Source organism: Thalassobaculum sp. OXR-137 (genome assembly GCF_034377285.1).
Taxonomy (GTDB): domain Bacteria; phylum Pseudomonadota; class Alphaproteobacteria; order Thalassobaculales; family Thalassobaculaceae; genus Thalassobaculum.
This window is the reverse complement of record NZ_CP139715.1, coordinates 1,205,422-1,221,430: the sequence shown is the minus strand read 5'-3', so window position 1 is coordinate 1,221,430 and position 16,009 is coordinate 1,205,422. Positions and strand designations below refer to the sequence as shown.

The 16,009-nt window shown below is 68.5% G+C and carries 18 protein-coding genes; 9 read left to right on the top strand and 9 right to left on the bottom strand.

All coding sequences use genetic code 11. The features are described from left to right. Positions 1-42 precede the first annotated feature (42 nt). A complete protein-coding gene (locus T8K17_RS05780; RefSeq protein WP_322333550.1) occupies positions 43-927 on the top strand; it encodes a dihydrodipicolinate synthase family protein in 885 nt (294 codons plus the stop codon). A 262-nt stretch (positions 928-1,189) separates the two neighbouring features. Here T8K17_RS05780 and T8K17_RS05775 read toward each other — a convergent pair whose 3' ends face one another. Continuing rightward, positions 1,190-1,849, bottom strand: a complete 660-nt coding sequence (locus tag T8K17_RS05775; protein ID WP_322333549.1) for a peroxiredoxin — start codon at positions 1,847-1,849, stop codon at positions 1,190-1,192. A 304-nt stretch (positions 1,850-2,153) separates the two neighbouring features. On the opposite strand from T8K17_RS05775, the gene T8K17_RS05770 reads away from it, so the two are divergent. Together T8K17_RS05770 and T8K17_RS05765 are read left to right on the top strand one after the other, a co-directional pair. Further along, positions 2,154-3,170 (top strand): Ldh family oxidoreductase, encoded by a 1,017-nt coding sequence (locus tag T8K17_RS05770; RefSeq protein ID WP_322333548.1) that lies wholly within the window; start codon positions 2,154-2,156, stop codon positions 3,168-3,170. A gap of 62 nt (positions 3,171-3,232) precedes the next feature. After that, a complete protein-coding gene (locus T8K17_RS05765; RefSeq protein ID WP_322333547.1) occupies positions 3,233-4,066 on the top strand; it encodes a mechanosensitive ion channel family protein in 834 nt (277 codons plus the stop codon). 77 nt (positions 4,067-4,143) lie between these two features. Here the strand turns inward: T8K17_RS05765 and T8K17_RS05760 are convergent, their stop codons facing one another. Beyond that, positions 4,144-5,100 (bottom strand): S1C family serine protease, encoded by a 957-nt coding sequence (locus T8K17_RS05760; protein ID WP_322333546.1) that lies wholly within the window; start codon positions 5,098-5,100, stop codon positions 4,144-4,146. A gap of 163 nt (positions 5,101-5,263) precedes the next feature. On the opposite strand from T8K17_RS05760, the gene T8K17_RS05755 reads away from it, so the two are divergent. Further along, positions 5,264-5,677: a hypothetical protein gene (locus T8K17_RS05755; RefSeq protein WP_322333545.1), complete on the top strand. Its 414-nt coding sequence runs from the start codon at positions 5,264-5,266 to the stop codon at positions 5,675-5,677. Positions 5,678-5,707: 30 nt separating this feature from the next. Here T8K17_RS05755 and T8K17_RS05750 read toward each other — a convergent pair whose 3' ends face one another. The 4 genes from T8K17_RS05750 to T8K17_RS05735 all read right to left on the bottom strand — a co-directional run bounded on the left by T8K17_RS05750 (position 5,708) and on the right by T8K17_RS05735 (position 8,119). Next, on the bottom strand, positions 5,708-6,349 hold the full coding sequence (locus T8K17_RS05750) for a hypothetical protein (protein WP_322333544.1): 642 nt from the start codon (positions 6,347-6,349) through the stop codon (positions 5,708-5,710). Positions 6,350-6,639: 290 nt separating this feature from the next. Beyond that, positions 6,640-7,008 carry a hypothetical protein gene (locus T8K17_RS05745; protein ID WP_322333543.1) on the bottom strand — a complete coding sequence of 123 codons (369 nt, stop codon included), beginning with the start codon at positions 7,006-7,008 and terminating at the stop codon, positions 6,640-6,642. A gap of 119 nt (positions 7,009-7,127) precedes the next feature. Further along, complete coding sequence (locus T8K17_RS05740; protein WP_322333542.1) at positions 7,128-7,628, bottom strand: hypothetical protein; 501 nt, start codon at positions 7,626-7,628, stop codon at positions 7,128-7,130. Continuing rightward, complete coding sequence (locus tag T8K17_RS05735) at positions 7,628-8,119, bottom strand: response regulator (protein ID WP_322333541.1); 492 nt, start codon at positions 8,117-8,119, stop codon at positions 7,628-7,630. Before T8K17_RS05735 ends, T8K17_RS05740 begins: the two co-directional genes overlap by 1 nt. A 146-nt stretch (positions 8,120-8,265) precedes the next feature. Between T8K17_RS05735 and T8K17_RS05730 the strand changes: the two genes are divergently transcribed. Beyond that, positions 8,266-9,147, top strand: coding sequence for an amidohydrolase family protein (locus T8K17_RS05730; protein ID WP_322333540.1), 882 nt, complete (start codon positions 8,266-8,268; stop codon positions 9,145-9,147). 3 nt (positions 9,148-9,150) lie between these two features. On the opposite strand, the gene T8K17_RS05725 is transcribed toward T8K17_RS05730, so the two are convergent. After that, positions 9,151-10,239 carry a YceI family protein gene (locus tag T8K17_RS05725; protein ID WP_322333539.1) on the bottom strand — a complete coding sequence of 363 codons (1,089 nt, stop codon included), beginning with the start codon at positions 10,237-10,239 and terminating at the stop codon, positions 9,151-9,153. A gap of 82 nt (positions 10,240-10,321) precedes the next feature. Next, complete coding sequence (locus tag T8K17_RS05720; RefSeq protein ID WP_322333538.1) at positions 10,322-11,260, bottom strand: DMT family transporter; 939 nt, start codon at positions 11,258-11,260, stop codon at positions 10,322-10,324. 264 nt (positions 11,261-11,524) lie between these two features. Between T8K17_RS05720 and T8K17_RS05715 the strand changes: the two genes are divergently transcribed. From T8K17_RS05715 to T8K17_RS05700, 4 genes are all read left to right on the top strand, one after another. Further along, positions 11,525-12,331 carry a DUF1194 domain-containing protein gene (locus tag T8K17_RS05715; RefSeq protein WP_322333537.1) on the top strand — a complete coding sequence of 269 codons (807 nt, stop codon included), beginning with the start codon at positions 11,525-11,527 and terminating at the stop codon, positions 12,329-12,331. 104 nt (positions 12,332-12,435) lie between these two features. Further along, a complete protein-coding gene (locus T8K17_RS05710) occupies positions 12,436-13,179 on the top strand; it encodes a gamma-glutamylcyclotransferase (RefSeq protein ID WP_322333536.1) in 744 nt (247 codons plus the stop codon). Between the two features lie 63 nt (positions 13,180-13,242). Then, positions 13,243-14,142, top strand: a complete 900-nt coding sequence (locus T8K17_RS05705; RefSeq protein ID WP_322333535.1) for a DMT family transporter — start codon at positions 13,243-13,245, stop codon at positions 14,140-14,142. Between the two features lie 38 nt (positions 14,143-14,180). Continuing rightward, positions 14,181-14,954, top strand: a complete 774-nt coding sequence (locus T8K17_RS05700) for an SDR family NAD(P)-dependent oxidoreductase (protein WP_322333534.1) — start codon at positions 14,181-14,183, stop codon at positions 14,952-14,954. Between the two features lie 105 nt (positions 14,955-15,059). On the opposite strand, the gene T8K17_RS05695 is transcribed toward T8K17_RS05700, so the two are convergent. Beyond that, complete coding sequence (locus T8K17_RS05695; RefSeq protein ID WP_322330493.1) at positions 15,060-16,004, bottom strand: IS110 family transposase; 945 nt, start codon at positions 16,002-16,004, stop codon at positions 15,060-15,062. Between the last annotated feature and the right edge of the window lie 5 nt (positions 16,005-16,009).

Below are 16,009 nucleotides of genomic sequence, written 5' to 3'. Positions count from 1 at the left end.
CGCAATGAAGAACGCGCCGGACCCTTTCAGGAGGACACACCCATGGCCGAGCTCGCCGGCGTCATTCCGCCATCCACCACTCCGTTCGACGCCGCGGGCGCCATCGATTTCGAGGCCGCGGGCAAGCAGATCGACTGGCTGATCAAGGAGGGAGCGGCCGGCGTGGCGGTGGGCGGCTCGACCGGCGAGGGCCATACGCTGGATGCCGAGGAGACCCGCGACCTGGTCGCCGCCGCCACCGAGGCCGCCGCCGGCCGGGTGCCGGTGGTCGCCGGCATCATCTGCGACAGCACCCGCGAGGCGGTGCGCCGGGGCAGGCTGGTGGCCGACCTGAACCCCGCCGCCCTGCAGGTGACGCCGGTGCACTACCTGTTCCGGCCCTCCGACGACGACATGGTGGAGCATTTCCGCACCATGGCCGGCGAAACCGGGCAGAAGATCATCATCTACAACGTGGTGCCCTGGACCTATCTCTCCCCGGCCCTGCTGCTGCGGATCTTCGACGAGGTGCCGGAGGTGATCGGGGTAAAGCAGTCGGCCGGCGACCTGAAGCTGTTCGCCGACCTGATGCTGGACGTGAAGCCGGGCAAGTCGATCTTCAGCGCGGTCGATGCGCTGATGTATCCGTCCTACGCCCTGGGCGCCCACGGCTCGATCGCCGCGATCCTGGCGGCCGCCCCCGGTGCCTCGGTGAAGCTGTGGGATCTGGTGAAGGCGGGCGACCACGCCGCGGCGCTGGAGCTGCACGGCAAGCTGCTGCGCACCTGGAACGCGCTGCTGCCGCACGACAACCTGCCGGCGGCGACGAAATACGCCCAGGCGCTGCAGGGTGTGCCGTCGGGCCAGCCCCGCCAGCCCATGGCGCCGGCGAGTGCGACGCAGAAGAAGGCGATCGAGGCGGCGCTGAAGGGGCTGGGGGCGATCTGAGGGGGGCGGAACTCAGCACCCTCCACCTCTCCTCACTCCCCGGATTTATTCCGGGGCGAGGCCCAGGATCGACGGGGCGCCCGAACAGGCTCTGCGAAGTCCTGACACGCGGATGGGATTGCCCCGGAACAAGTCCGGGGAGTGCCGTAGGGGTTGGAAAGAAAAGGGCCGGTGCTTGATCTGCACCGGCCCGTCATTTCTTTCACGGCCCCGAAACCCCTGGATCGGGTCCAGGGCCGGGCCGAAGTAGCGCGCCCGCGCGTTACTTCGGCTGCGGGACGTAGCGCAGGTAGGGCTTCTCGGCGCGCCAGCCGTCCGGGAACTTCGCCTTGGCGTCCTCGTCCTTCAGCGCGGGGACGATGATGACCTCGTCGCCATGCTTCCAGTTCACCGGCGTCGCCACCTGGTGCTTGGCGGTGAGCTGCATGGAGTCGATCACCCGCAGCACCTCGTCGAAGTTGCGGCCGGTGCTCATCGGATAGACCAGGATGAGCTTGACCTGCTTGTCCGGGCCGATGACGAAGACGTTGCGGACCGTCGCGTTGTCGACGGCGGTGCGGCCCTCGGAGGTCTCGCCCGCCCCTTCCGGCAGCATGCCGTAGAGCTTGGAGACGTTCAGGTCGGTGTCGCCGATCATCGGATAGTTCGGCTTCGCGCCCTGGGTCTCCTCGATGTCCATCGCCCACTTGGCGTGGTTGTCGACGTTGTCGACGCTGAGGCCGATGATCTTGACGCCGCGCTTGTCGAATTCCGGCTTCATGCGGGCCATGTAGCCGAGCTCGGTGGTGCAGACCGGGGTGAAATCCTTCGGATGCGAGAACAGCACGCACCAGCTATCGCCGATCCAGTCGTGGAATGAGATCTCACCCTCGGTGGTCTTCGCGGTGAAATCGGGAGCGGTCTGGCCGATCTTGAGAGTCATAGGGGTCACTCCATCGTTATCAGCATCACGCACGGGCGATCCGCGCGCGTCTCGTCAAAGCGATCGTCGTCGCCGAGGCGTCGCTGCCGGTGATAGCCGACCGGTCGGCGTCCTCCTCCAGGCTGTCCCGCCCCCCAAAACCGGACGGAACGCGCGCGGACGGCTATCCTTAACGGAGCCGTTCGCGTCTTGCTTTCTTGGCCCTGACGTATCACGGCTAAGTGATAAATGTTAGCGTCGTTTCAAGCCGGTTCCATGGCGTTTCCGCCATGCTTCCCCGATGTCAGAACAGGAGAACAGCCCCGTGGCGACCTTCGCTCCCGCCGATCTGCGCGCCCTCATGGCCGATGTCTTCATCAAGTCCAATGTGGCGCCGGATATCGCCGGCGTGGTCGCCGATGCCCTGCTGCGCGCCGAGGCCGACGGGATCTCCAGCCACGGGGTCGCCCGGGTCCCGCCCTATGCCGAGCAGGCGATGAACGGCAAGGTCGACGGCCATGCCCGGCCGACCGTCACCCGCAGCGCCCAGGCGGTGATCGACGTGGACAGCCAGATCGGCTTCGCCTTCCCCGCCATCCGGGCCGGGCTCGACGCGGCGGCCGAGATCGTCGGCGAGACCGGCATCGCCGCGGTCTCGATCCGGCACAGCCACCATTTCGGCGTCGCCGGCCACCATGTGGAGGATGCGGCGGCCCGGGGGCTGGTGGCGCTGGCCTTCTCCAACACACCGGCGGCGATCGCGCCCTGGGGCGGCAAGACCGCGCTGTACGGCACCAACCCGATCGCCTTCGCCTCGCCGCGCACCGACGGGCGGCCGCCGCTGGTGATCGACCTGTCGGTCTCCACCGTCGCCCGCGGCAAGGTGGTGCTGGCGGCGAAGAAGGGCGAGGCGATCCCCGACGACTGGGCGCTCGATGCCGAGGGCACCATCACCACCGACGCCGAGGCCGCCCTGGTCGGCTCCATGGCGCCACTCGGCGGGCGCAGCGCCGGCGCCAAGGGAGCCGCGCTCGGCCTGATGATCGAGCTGCTGTGCGGGGCGCTGACCGGCTCCAATTTCGGCTATCAGGGCTCCTCCTTCTTCGAGCCGACCGGCGCGCCGCCGTCGATCGGCCATCTGATCCTGCTCATGGACCCCAGGGCCTTCGGCGGCGGCGACGGTTTCGCCGCCCGTTCGGAGGAGATGTTCGCCGAAATCCTGAAGCAGCAGGGCACGCGCCTGCCGGGCGACAGCCGTCTGGCGAAGCGGGCGGCGGCCCCCGGCGGCATCACCATTCCCGACGCCCTCGCGGATGACTTGAAGTCGCGGGCCGGCGTATAAGAGATTGGCCGTCAGGTGGGACAGAACTCGGGACCGGCAGTCACGAGTGTTAGGAGTATTGCGTGAACGTAGACCTGATTGAACTCCGCGACCAGGTGACGGAGATCCTGACCACCTATGGGCTGGAGGTGCTCGGTGCCATCGCCATCCTGGTCGTCGGCTGGATCCTGTCGGGCTGGGCCAAGGCCGGCACCCGCCGGGCACTGAACCGGGTGCGCTGGATGGACGACACCGTCCGGCCGATCTTCGCCTCGGTGGTCGGCTATCTGGTCCTCGCCATCACCCTGATCGCGGTGCTGAACCAGTTCGGGGTGCAGACCGCCTCGATCATCGCCGTCCTCGGCGCCGCCGGCCTGGCGGTCGGCCTGGCGCTGCAGGGCACCCTGTCCAACGTTGCCGCCGGGGTGATGCTGCTGTTCCTGCGGCCGTTCAAGGTCGGCGATTATGTGGAGGCCGGCGGGGCCGCCGGCACGGTGAAGGAGGTCGGGCTGTTCAACACCGAGCTCGCCACGCCGGACAATGTCTACATCGTGGTGCCGAACTCGGCGATCTTCAGCCAGGACATCGCGAACTACTCGCGCTACGCCACGAGACGCCTGGATATCGCGGTCGGGGTCGCCTACGACGCCGACCTGACCAAGGCGATGGAGGTGCTGATGGCGACCCTGGAGGCCGATGGGCGGGCCCTGCCCGAGCCGGCGCCCCAGGTCATGGTGATGGAACTGGGCGACAGCGCGATCACGATCAACCTGCGCTTCTGGGTGAATGCCGCCGACCTGTGGCCCTGCAAATGGGCGATGAACAAGGCGGTCAAGGAAGCGCTCGACGCCGCCGGCATCGAGATCCCGTTCCCGCAGCGGGTTATGCACATGAAGACGGACGCGCCGGCCGCCTGAGCCGCGCTACGTCACCGGCACCGGGTCGCGCAGCAGGGCGACCCGGTAGGTGCCTGATGTGTCCCGATCCGTTGGGGCTAGTAGCTGCGTTCCAGCTTCAGCCAGCCGCGGCGGTCGCGGGAGGTGAGCAGCACGTCGCGCACGCCGTTTCCGCCCAACACCTTCAGCGGCACGGCGACGCCGGCCGGACCCAGGGCCCGGAGCTTGCGCCAGAGTTGCTCGATATCGCCGACCGGCTCGTCGCCGACGCCGAGGATGACGTCGCCCGGCCCGATGCCGGCGGTCTGCGCCGGTCCGCCCGGCGCCACCCGTCCGACCACCAGCGCGCCGTCCACCTCGTTCGGATACAGCCCGATCCAGGGCTGGGCCGGGGACGTTGCCTGGCCGAAGGCGAGCAGGTCACCCAGGATCGGCGGCAGAAGGTCGACCGGAACGTAGAGATTGCCCGGCAGGCCGCCGCCGATATCCCGCAGGATCAGCGAGCCCACCCCGACCAGCCGCCCGTCCTTGGCGAACAGGGCCGCGCCGCCGAAATCGGGGATCGGCGGCGAGGTATAGAGCGCGTCCTCGAGCAGGTATTCCCAGCCGCCGGCGAAGGGCCTGACGCCGATCAGCACCGTCGGCCGGGCGCTGTCCGGACCGGCGGCGAGCAGGGTGTCGCCGACCTCCAGATCCCTGAAGCTGCCCAGCGGCGCGGGGGTGGCCGTCAGCGGACCGAGCGCCCGGATCAGTCCGAATCCGGTCTCGTGATCGTAGCCCACGGTCTCCGCCGGCACCCGATTCGAGTCGGCATCCATCACCCAGACCTCGTCGGCCTCCATGATCAGATAGCCGATGGTGAGGATCAGGCCGCCGCCGTCGATCAGAATGCCGCCGCCGGCACGCTCGGTGCCCAGCGTATCGGCGGTCCGGGCATCTGCCGGCACGCCGCTGCGGATTTCGACGACCGCATTCAACGGGTTGAGGTCCGCACCCGAGGCGGGGGCGGAGAAGGCGAGAAAGACGATACACGTCAGGAAGGCCAGTCTGCGCATGGCGCACCTCCTTCGATCTGAACGAGTGAGGGTAGACCGGGTTGCGTGCCGGACCAGTCTGAACGTGTCGAATTCGCGAAAGATTGGTATCGTGCGGGGTCGAGGCGGTCCCGTGGGGTGACCCCAAGGGGGCCGGCCGGCGGCATGGAGGCGGGAGACGGCGATGGCACGCGGACAGGACTACGTGAAAGCCAAGGCGCTCGAAGCGATGGAAGCGGCCGGCGGCAACCGTCACGAGGCGGCATTGCTGCTGCGCGTCTGGGCCGATGCCGACGACAAGCTCTACCGGGCCTTGACGGCGCCGCTGATGGCGAACCTGACGGCGCTGGCGATCCAGCGGGCGACGGGCGCCTCCGACGGTCATTCGATCGGCGGCACCGGCGGGCGTAAGAAGGGACCGAAGGGCCGCAGGCCGCAGATCGCGGAAGCCGACCTGCTGGCGGCCATCGGCTCGCGCAGCGGCCAGACCATGTCCAGCTATCGGCAGTCGGCCGCCCCACCCGCCCAGGGCAGCGCGCGCCACAAACAGGCTGTCACGCTGCTCGCCTCGGCCTACCGGCGCAAGCCCTCGGGCTGACGGCGGGCGTCGCTGCGAAAACGCGCCGGGTCAGGCCGGGCGCGCCTTCACCATGTTCTCGTACAGACTGGCGATGTAGGTCGGATCGGCACCGATCTGCTGGTTGGTGCGCGAGCGGTGCTCGGCCGTTTCCGCCACGCCGGCGCTGATCATGTTCGGCGCGGCCTCGTCCGGGCAGATCGCCAGTCCGGTCTTCTCCAGGCTGGCCATGATGTCCTGGCTCTGCTTGCGGAAGCGCTGGAAGGACGAATCGAACTTCCCGGAATCCTTCTTGCCCAGGCTGGAGGCCCGCGACAGCGCCATGGAGAAGATGTCGAGGATCAGATTGGCGTTCCGGGTCTCGATCCACTCGGTGATCATCGCACCCCAGACCGAACTGACATAGGTGCGCGACGCCGAGGCCATCATGCCCTTCGACAGCGCCTGGTCCGCCGCCTGGACCATCGCGTCGGTCGGCGATCGCGGCACGATGACGAATCCGGCCAGGGTCAGGGACTCGACCACCTCTTCGGCGTCCTTGCGGTAATTTTCCCACTCGTTCTCGATGAGGAACGAGCCAAGGAAATCCACTTCGTTATTCTGGACATTATTGAGGAAGCGCGCGAATTCCTTCGCGAAATACTCGACGACGGAGGGCTGCTGATTGATCGGGGCTGCGTTCCTGCCACGCATCTCTATCATCCTAACGTTCCGGTGCGGGCGCTTTCGGCCGGAGTCGGCCGCCAATCCGTGACCGCACCTCAAATCTCTCTCATCATCATTGCCCCGGAAGTGAAACCCGTGATGGGGGCCGCACGCCAGTACCGGCAATGAAGATCCGGGCTAGTATCCCACAGATGGCGCCGGTTTGGCACGCAATTCGGCCATTCGGTCCCTCTCGTGGCAGCGAACTATAGTTTTGATGATCAAATTTTGAAGTCTGATCTGCCGAATATTGATCGGGACGCTCTACCCCAGGCTGTTCAGCGGGTAACCCGCGGCTTCAGGAATCTCGGCGGCGAGGGGATCACCACCCGCTCCTGCGCCTCGCGCAGATCCTGCCAGTCCCGCGCGCTGTCGCGGACGGTCTCGCGGACCGGCGTGCGCCGCGGCTCGGCCGGCTTGGCGCGCATGCGGCGGGCCCGGCGGGTCGCGTCGTCCCCGATGCTGGAGCGCTGCCAGGAGGGAAGCGCGTCGAACGCGGCCGACGCGGTGCGCAGATCGGCGCTGCGCCCGGACCGGTAGGCCCGGTTGACCTCGCGGGCCACGATGCTTCCCGCACCGAGCTCGGCATTCACGGTTTCCGACAGCACGCCGAGTGCACGGCGATCCAGCGGGTCGATCTCAGCCATCCCTTTCCCCACCCAGCGGTTTGCGCCCGAGCCGCGCGTTCCGAGTCGCGCGTCCCGAGTGGCTCGGAGCGTCAGACTATTCCACGGAAATGCGATTGTCAGCAATCATGGGCGGGCGTTCAGCCGTCGCGGAACTTCTGATGCAGCGCCGAAAACGCCCGGAGCACGGCGGCTTCGGTCGGCCCGCCGCGGCCGGTGATGTTGTCCGCCAAAACCACGTAGAGCGCGTCGATATGCAGGTTGATGATGTCGACCCGCCGCCGGTCCAGCGTCTCCAGGCCTGTCACGAAGTCGTTGAGCGATTTGCCGATCGCCGTCAGCAGATCGAAGCCGATGGTGCCGCCGGCTCCCTTGATCTCCAGGGAGTCGGCGTAGATGGCGCTCAGGACGCCGCGGTCCTTCTCGTCGGTCTCGCTCTCCGCCGCCTCGCGCAGGGCGGCGCGCATGGCGACCAGCCGGGCGGCGATGTCGGCGGTGAAATTGTCCCGAGCCTTGTGCACGACCTGCTCGAGCTTCTCCACCATCGCCGGGGTCAGCTTGAGATCGAAGCCCTTGGAATAATTCACCGCCTTGCGCCGAAGATCCGGCCGCGGCGGAATGATCTGGGCGCGGCGCGCCATCAGTCGTTGCGCCGCCTGTCCGGACCGCCGAACTCGACCTGCCGCCGTCGGCGGTCGGGTCCGAAATAATTGTCGATGTTGACGAAGGCCCGGGGCCGGGCGATCACCGAGACCAGCCGGCGGTACAGGCCCTCCACGTTGAACGGCTTGGCCAGGAACTCCGTCACCCCGCGGTCGCGGGCGCGCATGACGTATTCCTCTTCCGAATTGGCCGTCAGCATGATGATCGGGATCATCCGGTCGGGCGAATCCGTGCTGGTGCGCAGCCAGTCGATCAGGTCGATCCCGTTCTCCGGCTCCATGTGATACTCGGTGATGATGATATCCACCGGTTCGCCGCGCAGGACGTTGCGAGCACGGGCGACCGAGGTCACGCTGCGGACGCGCGTCACCTCCAGCATGGCCAGAATGTCTCGAATGAGCTGGGTCGACAGTTTGTTCTGGTCGACGATGAGGAAGCTCACCTTGGAAAAGTCGATTTTTTCGGGCATGCGCGCGCCGTTCTCGGCCTCTCCGGTGGGTCCCAGCAATCGGCCAAAACATAAGCGGCACCGGCGCGTCTGTAAATCTGCGCAGGGCGTCCGGCGGGCGATTCGGCGTGTTTACTTCCGTTAACCACGCCGCCAGGATCGCCGCCATGAACGATGCCTCCATTCCGGTCTGCCAAGCGGCCGACCCCGCCCCCCGCGCACCCGGCTTCGCCGTGCCGGCAGGGGCGACCGATTGCCATTTCCACGTCTTCGGTCCCGCCGACCGGTTTCCCTATACCCCCAACCGCAGCTACACCCCGCCGGACCATCCGGCCGACGCGTATCGCCACCTGATCGACACCCTGGGCGTGACCCGCTGCGTCACCATCCATCCCAGCGTCTACGGCACCGACAACGCCATCACCGAGTGGCTGCTGCAGGAGGCCGCCGGCTGGGACGGGATCGAAATGCGGGGCATCGCGGTGCTCGACGCCAACATCGACGACGCCTCGCTGCGCCGGCTCGACGCGCTGGGCGTGCGCGGCGTGCGGTATAACCTGCTGTTCAAGGGCGGCCCGCCGGCCGACGAGATCCGCACCATGGCCGACCGGATCGCCGAGCTGGGCTGGCACATCCAGTTCCTGGTCGACGTCTCGACCTTCGACCTGGCGACCTATGCCGACCTGCCCGTCGAGATCGTGGTCGACCATATGGGCCACATGGATCCGGCCAAGGGGGTGGACGCGCCCGGCTTCGCCACCCTGCTCGACCTGCTGAAGGGCGGGCGCACCTGGGTGAAGCTGTCCGGGGCCTACCGCAGCACCAACCTGCAGCACACCCCCTATACGGACGTGGTGCCGGTCGCCCAGGCCCTGGCGCAGACCGCGCCGGAGCGTTGCGTGTGGGGCACGGACTGGCCGCATCCCTCGGTCACGATCCCGATGGCCAATGACGGCGACCTGATGGACGAACTGGCGGTCTGGGTCCCCGACGCGGCCCGGCGCAAGGCCATCCTGGTCGACAACCCGGCGAAACTGTACGGCTTCTGAGCCTCAGTAGACGCGGGTCGCGGTCACCGAGATCGCGATCCGCACCTCGTCCCCCACCGCGGCGTTGGTCGCCCATTCGCCGGTGCCGATGGCGAAGTCCTGCCGGTTCACCACCAGCGACCCCTGGGCATGGGCGGTATCGCCGTCCACGGTCAGGGTGAAGGGCAGGGAGAGCGGCCGGGTCTGGCCCTTCAGGGTCAGGGTGCCGACAGCCAGATACCCGTCCCCGTCCCGGCGAATGTCGGTGGCGTCGAACACCGCCTCCGGAAACGCCGCCACCGAGAAGAAGTCGGGACTGCGGGCCTGGACATCGCGGTCGTCGTCGCCGGTGTCGATGGACGCGGTCTCGATCACCACCCGGACCTCGCCGGCGGGGTCTTCCGGATTGAACCGGATCTCCACGTCGTACTCCTTGAACTCCCCTTCGATCGGCGAGCCGAGCTGGGTGAAGGTGAAGGCGATCCGGCTGCGCGCGGGATCGGCACTCCAGGGCGGCATCTCCTCCGACGGCGCCGCCGTAGCGGTGGCCATGCCGAAGGCGGAAACGATCAGCAGCACCGTCAGCATCCGGCGCAGGGTACCGTCGCGGTCGATCAGGTGGTGCTTGAGGGCCGCCGCCGCATGCAGCGCCACCAGGGCGAGCAGGCCGTAGGCCAGGGTCTCGTGCGCCTCCTCCAGCAGCTGCGCCAGCGCGCGGTCGGGGGCGATCGGGTTGGGCAGCACCATCAGCCCGAACAGGTTCACCGGCGTGTTCGCCGCCGCCGACATCAGCCAGCCGAGGATCGGCAGGGCGATCAGGCAGGCGTAGAGCAGCCAGTGAGCGACCGTCGACGCCCGGCGCTGCCAGGTACTGTCGCCGAGATAGCGGGGCTGCGGATTGGCCAGCCGCCAGAGCAGGCGCAGCACCGTCACCGCCAGGATCGTCAGGCCGATCGACTTGTGCCAGCCATAAGCCTGGAGCTTGGCGAGACCGACCGGGAGGGCGTCCATCGTCCAGGCGATGGCGAACATCGCGGCGACGGCCACGGCGGTGAGCCAGTGGAACACCTTGGCCGCCCAGCCGAACCGGTCGGGGGAATTGCGCCATGCCATCGGATGCTTCCTCGCCAGACCTCGGGACACGGTTCCTAGAAGAGATGGGCCGATGCGGCGCCCCGCCCAGGCCGGGCGGCCTTCACATTCCGGAGACCGGTATCCGGGCGCGCCGCTGGGCGACATGCTCGCGCCAGGACAGATAGACGCCGCTGGCGATCAGGATGGCGATGCCGGTCCAGGTGAAGGCGTCCGGGAAATCGCCGAACCACAGATAGCCGATCGTCGTCGCCATGACGATCTCCGCATAGATGAAGGGCGAGATCACCGAGGCGGGCGCCTGCTCGAAGGCGCGGATCATGAAGTAGTGGCCGAACGCCCCGACCGACCCCATCACCGCCATGCGCAGCCAGTCGCCCGCATCCGGGGTGTTCCACACGAAGGGCAGCAGGATGGCGGTGCAGAGCGCGCCGACCAGGGAGGTATAGGCCAGGGTCACCAGCGGCGGGGCGGCGGTGCTGAGATGCCGGGTCAGCAGGGCGTAGGTCGCTATGCAGCAGCCCGCCGCAAGAGCCAGCACCGCGCCGGGCTGGAACACGCCGAGACCCGGTCGCAGGATCACCAGCACGCCGAGGAAGCCGACCAGCACCGCGGCCCAGCGCCGCGCGCCGACCTGTTCGCCCAGGAACAGCGCGGAGATCGCGGTGACGATCAGCGGGGCGACGAACATCAGCGCCAGCCCGTCGGCCAGCGGCAGGGTGCGCAGCGACCAGTAGAAGAAACCGGTGCCGGCGAGGATCGACAGGCCGCGGGCGATCTGCAGCGCCAGCCGGTTGCCCCGCCTCAGTTCCCGTCCGTGGCGCAGGGCGGCGATCGGCACGATGAACAGCGACTGGAAGGCGAAGCGGGCGAACACGAGCTGAACCACCACGTAGCGGTCGCTCATCGACTTCGCCAATCCCTCCATGATCGGCAGGAGCGCCACCGACAGGAGCATCAGTCCGATCCCGAGCAGCACCCGGTCCTGCGGGGCGGACGGGGGGGTCGGGTCGGTAACGGGCACGGCGGTCGGTTCGGTCATGGATCGGCCTGCGGAAGAGCGGAAGGGATGGGGCGCAGGAGGGGCGCGGCGGATGGGCGCGGGCGGCAGGACGGCCTACGATAGCGACCCGGGCCCGGGAGGCCAACCGGGCGACGGCGGGCTTTCGCCCTTTCTCGACCCGTGGATCTCGCCGCGACCGGCGGGGCGCTCTATCTTGAAGAGACCGGCCTTGTGGAGACCGGCCTTGTATTGGCCGGCTCCGGGACTCCGGTGCCCGCGCTCGACCCGTTCGGAGGTGTCCGCATGCTCCGCCTGCTGTCCGCCGCCCTGCTCGGGCTCCTTCTGTCCGGCCGGGCCGAAGCCCAGACTGCGGTCGATCTCCAGCTCGTCCTCGCCGTGGACATCTCCCGTTCCATGGACCAGGACGAGCAGAGCCTGCAACGCGCCGGCTATGTCGCGGCCCTGCGCGACCCGGAGGTCATCCGCGCCATCGAGGGCGGGCCGCTCGGCCGGATCGCCCTGACCTATGTGGAATGGGCCGGCCACGGACTGCAGACGGTGCTGGTCCCCTGGACCCTGGTCGACGGTGCGGCCTCCGCCGGCCGGGTCGCCGATACTCTGGCGTCGGCCCCCCTCCAGCGCCTGAGCCGCACCTCGATCAGCAACGCCCTGACCTTCTCCGCCGGCCTCTTCGAGACCTCCGGCGTCGCCAGCCCCCGGCGGGTGATCGACATCTCCGGCGACGGCCCGAACAACCAGGGCTTCCGCGTGACGGACGCCCGCGATGCCGTCATCGATCGGGGCATCACCATCAACGGCCTGCCGATCATGCTGAAAACCGGCTTCCCCAGCGGGTTCTTCGACGTGCAGAACCTCGACCTCTACTACGAGGACTGCGTGATCGGCGGCTTCGGGGCGTTTCTGGTCACCGTTCAGGACCCGCGCGAATTCGCCGACGCCATCCGCCGCAAGCTGATCCTGGAGATCGCCGGCCGCATGCCGCCACCCCGGGCGGTACCGGCGCGTTGGATGCCCGCCCAGATGGCCGAGCTCAGCGACTGCCAGATCGGCGAGAAGCTCTGGGACAATTGGATGCGGAACGCCGAGTAACCGACGCCGACCACATATCGGCATCATACTGCGCCGAAATCGCACGAATGCCGTTCCAGACAGGCCCCTGGGAACCGGGCCGGCGCCAAGTATATGGAACGACCATGGCGGATTCATCCAGCACGGCATCCCGAACCCCTCCCGAAACCTCAGAGTCGGCGACCCCACAGACCGTCGCCCTGACGCGGGAGCGGCTGCGCTCGGGCGAGATCCGCGCCCTGCTGCACAAGCACGAACCCACCCTGAAGACCCTGACCGACGAAGAACTGGCGGCGTCCCGGGCGTCGATGTTTCCGCAGACCGGCCAGCCGGAGGAGGATGTCTGGCTGTTCGGCTACGGCTCGCTGATCTGGAATCCGGCCATCGAATTCAGCGAGCAGCGCTGCGCCACGGTGCGCGGGCTGCACCGCCGCTTCTGCCTGCGCACCGAACTGGGCCGCGGCACCCCCGACCGGCCGGGTCTGGTGCTGGGGCTGGATCGCGGCGGGGTCTGCCGGGGCGTGGCCTTCCGCATCCCCAAGGACCATGCCGAGGCGGAGCTCGAGCTGGTCTGGCGCCGCGAGATGGTCACCCACGCCTACCGGCCGCGCTGGCTGAAGGCGCAGACCGACCAGGGCCCGATCAGCGTGCTCGGCTTCGTCATCAACCGCGCCAACGAACGCTATTGCGGGCGATTGCCGGAGGAGGAAGCGGCGGAAACCATCGCCCGTGCCTGCGGGTTCCTGGGGCCCTGCTGCGAGTATCTGTTCAACACGGTGACCCATCTGCGCGAACTCGGGATGCCCGATGCCGGGCTGGAGCGCCTGGCGCGCAAGGTGGCGGCGAAGCAGGCGGCCGGCACCTCCTAAGCCCGGCCTCGACGCGCGGCGGCGGAGCGCGTAAGACGGGAGGAACTCACTCCCGAGGGCATCGTGGTCGCGCCGAATACGCCGAACTATCTGGACGACGGACATGTGGGCCGGGGCATCCTGCTGATCTGCGGCGCCTTCCTGCTCTTCGCCTGTCTCGACACCTCGGCCAAGGTGCTGAGCCGCGACCTCGACACCCTGCAGATCGTCTGGTCCCGCTTCGTCGGCCATGCGGTGCTGGTGATCCTGGTGCTGATGCCGCGCAAGGGCACGCGGGTCTTCGCCACCAGCAACCTGCGGCTGCAGATCGCCCGCTCCATGCTGCTGGTGATGTCGACGCTGCTGAACTTCACCGCCGTCAGCTATCTGCCGCTGACCACCACGGCGTCGATCTTCTTCACCGCCCCCCTGCTGGTCGCCGCCCTGTCGGTGCCGCTGCTGGGCGAGACCGTCGGCTGGCGGCGCTGGTCGGCCATCGCCGTCGGCTTCATCGGCGTGCTGGTGATCATCCGGCCGGGTGCGGCCGAGGTGCACTGGGCGATCGGCCTGTGCCTGGGCAACGCGCTGGTCGCCGCCCTGTACAACATCGCCACCCGCAAGCTCGCCGCCCGGGACCATTCCGACACCACCTCGCTGTACTCGCCGCTGGTCGGCGCGGTGATCTTCCTGCCGGTCCTGCCTTTCGTCTGGAGCACGCCGGAGACGGCGACCCAGTGGCTGCTGCTCCTCGGACTCGGGGTGTTCGGCGGGGTCGGTCACTGGCTGGTGATCATCGCCCACCGTTATGCCGGCGCCTCGGTGCTCGCCCCCTTCACCTACAGCGCGATCCTGTGGATGACGATCTCCGGCTATCTGGTCTTCGGCGACCTGCCGGACCAGTGGACCGTCGTCGGCGCGGCGATCGTGATTGCCAGCGGGCTCTACGTCTTCCACCGTGAGCAGGTCCGCAAGGCGGGACGCTGACACCCAAGAGCAAGAACCTTCCAGGGAGAGACCGACCGATGACCGTCGCCACCCAGCTATTCGATCTCACCGGACGGGTGATCCTGATCACCGGCGCCTCGCGCGGCATCGGCCTCGCCATGGCGCGGGCCTGCGGTGCCCACGGCGCGACCGTCGTCCTGAACGGCCGCAACGCCGAGGCGCTGAAGGGCCGGGTGGACGAGCTGGCGGCCGAAGGCATCGCGGCGGAGGCGGAAGCCTTCGACGTGACCGACGAGGTGGCCGGCCGCGCCGCGCTGGACCGGATCGTCGGCCGTCACGGCCGGCTCTGGGGCCTGATCGCCAATGCCGGGGTGCAGCACCGGGTGCCGGTGCTCGACTTCCCGACCGAGGATTTCCGCCGGGTGGTGGACACCAACCTGACCGCCTGCTTCACGCTCGGCCGCGACGCCGCCCGGCACATGGCCGAGGCCGGCGGCGGCCGGATCGTCAACACCGTCTCCATGCTCGGCCCCCAGGCGCGGCCGACGGTCCCGGCCTATATCGCCGCCAAGGAAGGCCTGCGCGCGCTGACCCGGGCGATGGCGGTGGAGCTGGGGGCGAAGGGCATCACGGTGAACGCGGTCGCCCCCGGCTATGTCGCCACCGAGATGAACACCGCGCTGATCGAGAACCAGGAGTTCAACAGCTGGGTGGTGGGCAAGACCCCGCTCGGCCGCTGGGCCGATCCGGCGGAGCTGGGCGGGGCGGCGGTCTACCTGATGGCCGATGCCGGCAGCTTCGTCAGCGGCCAGATACTCGGCGTCGACGGCGGGATGAGCGTGCAGGTCTGACCCGGCCGTCATTCAGTCCGGCCGTCATCCTGACGAAAGTCAGGACCAAGCTACCGGCGCCGGTGCACCGCAGATCCTGATTTGCATCAGCGACTGTGATCTTGGTCAAGCGACTTGCCATGGCTTTTGATCTCTGACGATGGCGTTGAGGATGGTAAGCAGCTTTCTGGCGACGGCGATGAGGGCGACCATCTTGGGCTTTCCTGCAGCGATCAGTCTGGCGTGGAAGGCCTTGAGGGTAGGGTTGTAGCGCGCGCCGACCATGGCTGCGACGAACAGGGCGGTGCGTACGCTCGCGCGTCCGCCGCCGATGAAGGCTTTGCCGCGCCAAGTTCCCGATTGGCGCGTCCACGGTGCCAGCCCCGCCAGGGAGGCGATCTGGCGCCGGTCCAGTCGGCCGAGTTCGGGCAGATCGGCGAGCAGGGTGCGGGCGGTGGCCGGACCGATGCCGGGCACGCTGCGCAGCAGATCCTCCTGTGCCTGCCAGACCGGCGAGCCGCGGACCTGGTCGTCGATCTCGCGGTCGACCTCGTTCAGTTCCTTCTCCAGGGCCGTGATCAGACGCAGGATCGAGCGCCGCACCCGCGGTTCCGTGAGGCGGCTCTGACGCTGGCGCTCGGCGGCGATCATCGACACGATCTGCCGTCGCCGGGCCACCAGATCGGCCAGCAGGCGGCCGGACGCATCGGGCAATGCGCGCGGCTCAGGCCGGGTCGCCGCCAGGAACCGGGCGATCATCTCCGCATCGATCGGATCGGTCTTCGCCCGACGTCCCAGCGCCTGGGCGAAGGCCCGGATCTGGCGCGGATTGACCACGACGACCGGCAAGCCCGCCCCGGCCAGACCCGCCGCCACCACCGTCTCGAAGCCGCCCGTCGCCTCGACCCCCACCAGCGTTGCTCCCAGCGCTCCAAGACGCTCGGCCAACGCTGCAATCCCAGCGCCGTCACGCGGCACCGCCTCACATTCGCCCGGCCCTTGCGCGCCGAGCAGGATATGAACATCCAGACGGCTCTTGGAGACGTCGATACCCACGATCACCTGGTCCATCGCTA

Coding starts and splice junctions, on each gene's coding strand:
- T8K17_RS05780 (WP_322333550.1), top strand. CDS start 43: ATGGCCGAGCTCGCCGGCGTCATTCCGCCATCCACCACTCCGTTCGAC.
- T8K17_RS05730 (WP_322333540.1), top strand. CDS start 8,266: ATGAACGATGCCTCCATTCCGGTCTGCCAAGCGGCCGACCCCGCCCCC.
- T8K17_RS05755 (WP_322333545.1), top strand. CDS start 5,264: ATGGCACGCGGACAGGACTACGTGAAAGCCAAGGCGCTCGAAGCGATG.
- T8K17_RS05720 (WP_322333538.1), bottom strand. CDS start 11,260: ATGACCGAACCGACCGCCGTGCCCGTTACCGACCCGACCCCCCCGTCC.
- T8K17_RS05725 (WP_322333539.1), bottom strand. CDS start 10,239: ATGGCATGGCGCAATTCCCCCGACCGGTTCGGCTGGGCGGCCAAGGTG.
- T8K17_RS05740 (WP_322333542.1), bottom strand. CDS start 7,628: ATGGCGCGCCGCGCCCAGATCATTCCGCCGCGGCCGGATCTTCGGCGC.
- T8K17_RS05750 (WP_322333544.1), bottom strand. CDS start 6,349: ATGCGTGGCAGGAACGCAGCCCCGATCAATCAGCAGCCCTCCGTCGTC.
- T8K17_RS05695 (WP_322330493.1), bottom strand. CDS start 16,004: ATGGACCAGGTGATCGTGGGTATCGACGTCTCCAAGAGCCGTCTGGAT.
- T8K17_RS05735 (WP_322333541.1), bottom strand. CDS start 8,119: ATGCCCGAAAAAATCGACTTTTCCAAGGTGAGCTTCCTCATCGTCGAC.
- T8K17_RS05700 (WP_322333534.1), top strand. CDS start 14,181: ATGACCGTCGCCACCCAGCTATTCGATCTCACCGGACGGGTGATCCTG.
- T8K17_RS05715 (WP_322333537.1), top strand. CDS start 11,525: ATGCTCCGCCTGCTGTCCGCCGCCCTGCTCGGGCTCCTTCTGTCCGGC.
- T8K17_RS05745 (WP_322333543.1), bottom strand. CDS start 7,008: ATGGCTGAGATCGACCCGCTGGATCGCCGTGCACTCGGCGTGCTGTCG.
- T8K17_RS05710 (WP_322333536.1), top strand. CDS start 12,436: ATGGCGGATTCATCCAGCACGGCATCCCGAACCCCTCCCGAAACCTCA.
- T8K17_RS05775 (WP_322333549.1), bottom strand. CDS start 1,849: ATGACTCTCAAGATCGGCCAGACCGCTCCCGATTTCACCGCGAAGACC.
- T8K17_RS05760 (WP_322333546.1), bottom strand. CDS start 5,100: ATGCGCAGACTGGCCTTCCTGACGTGTATCGTCTTTCTCGCCTTCTCC.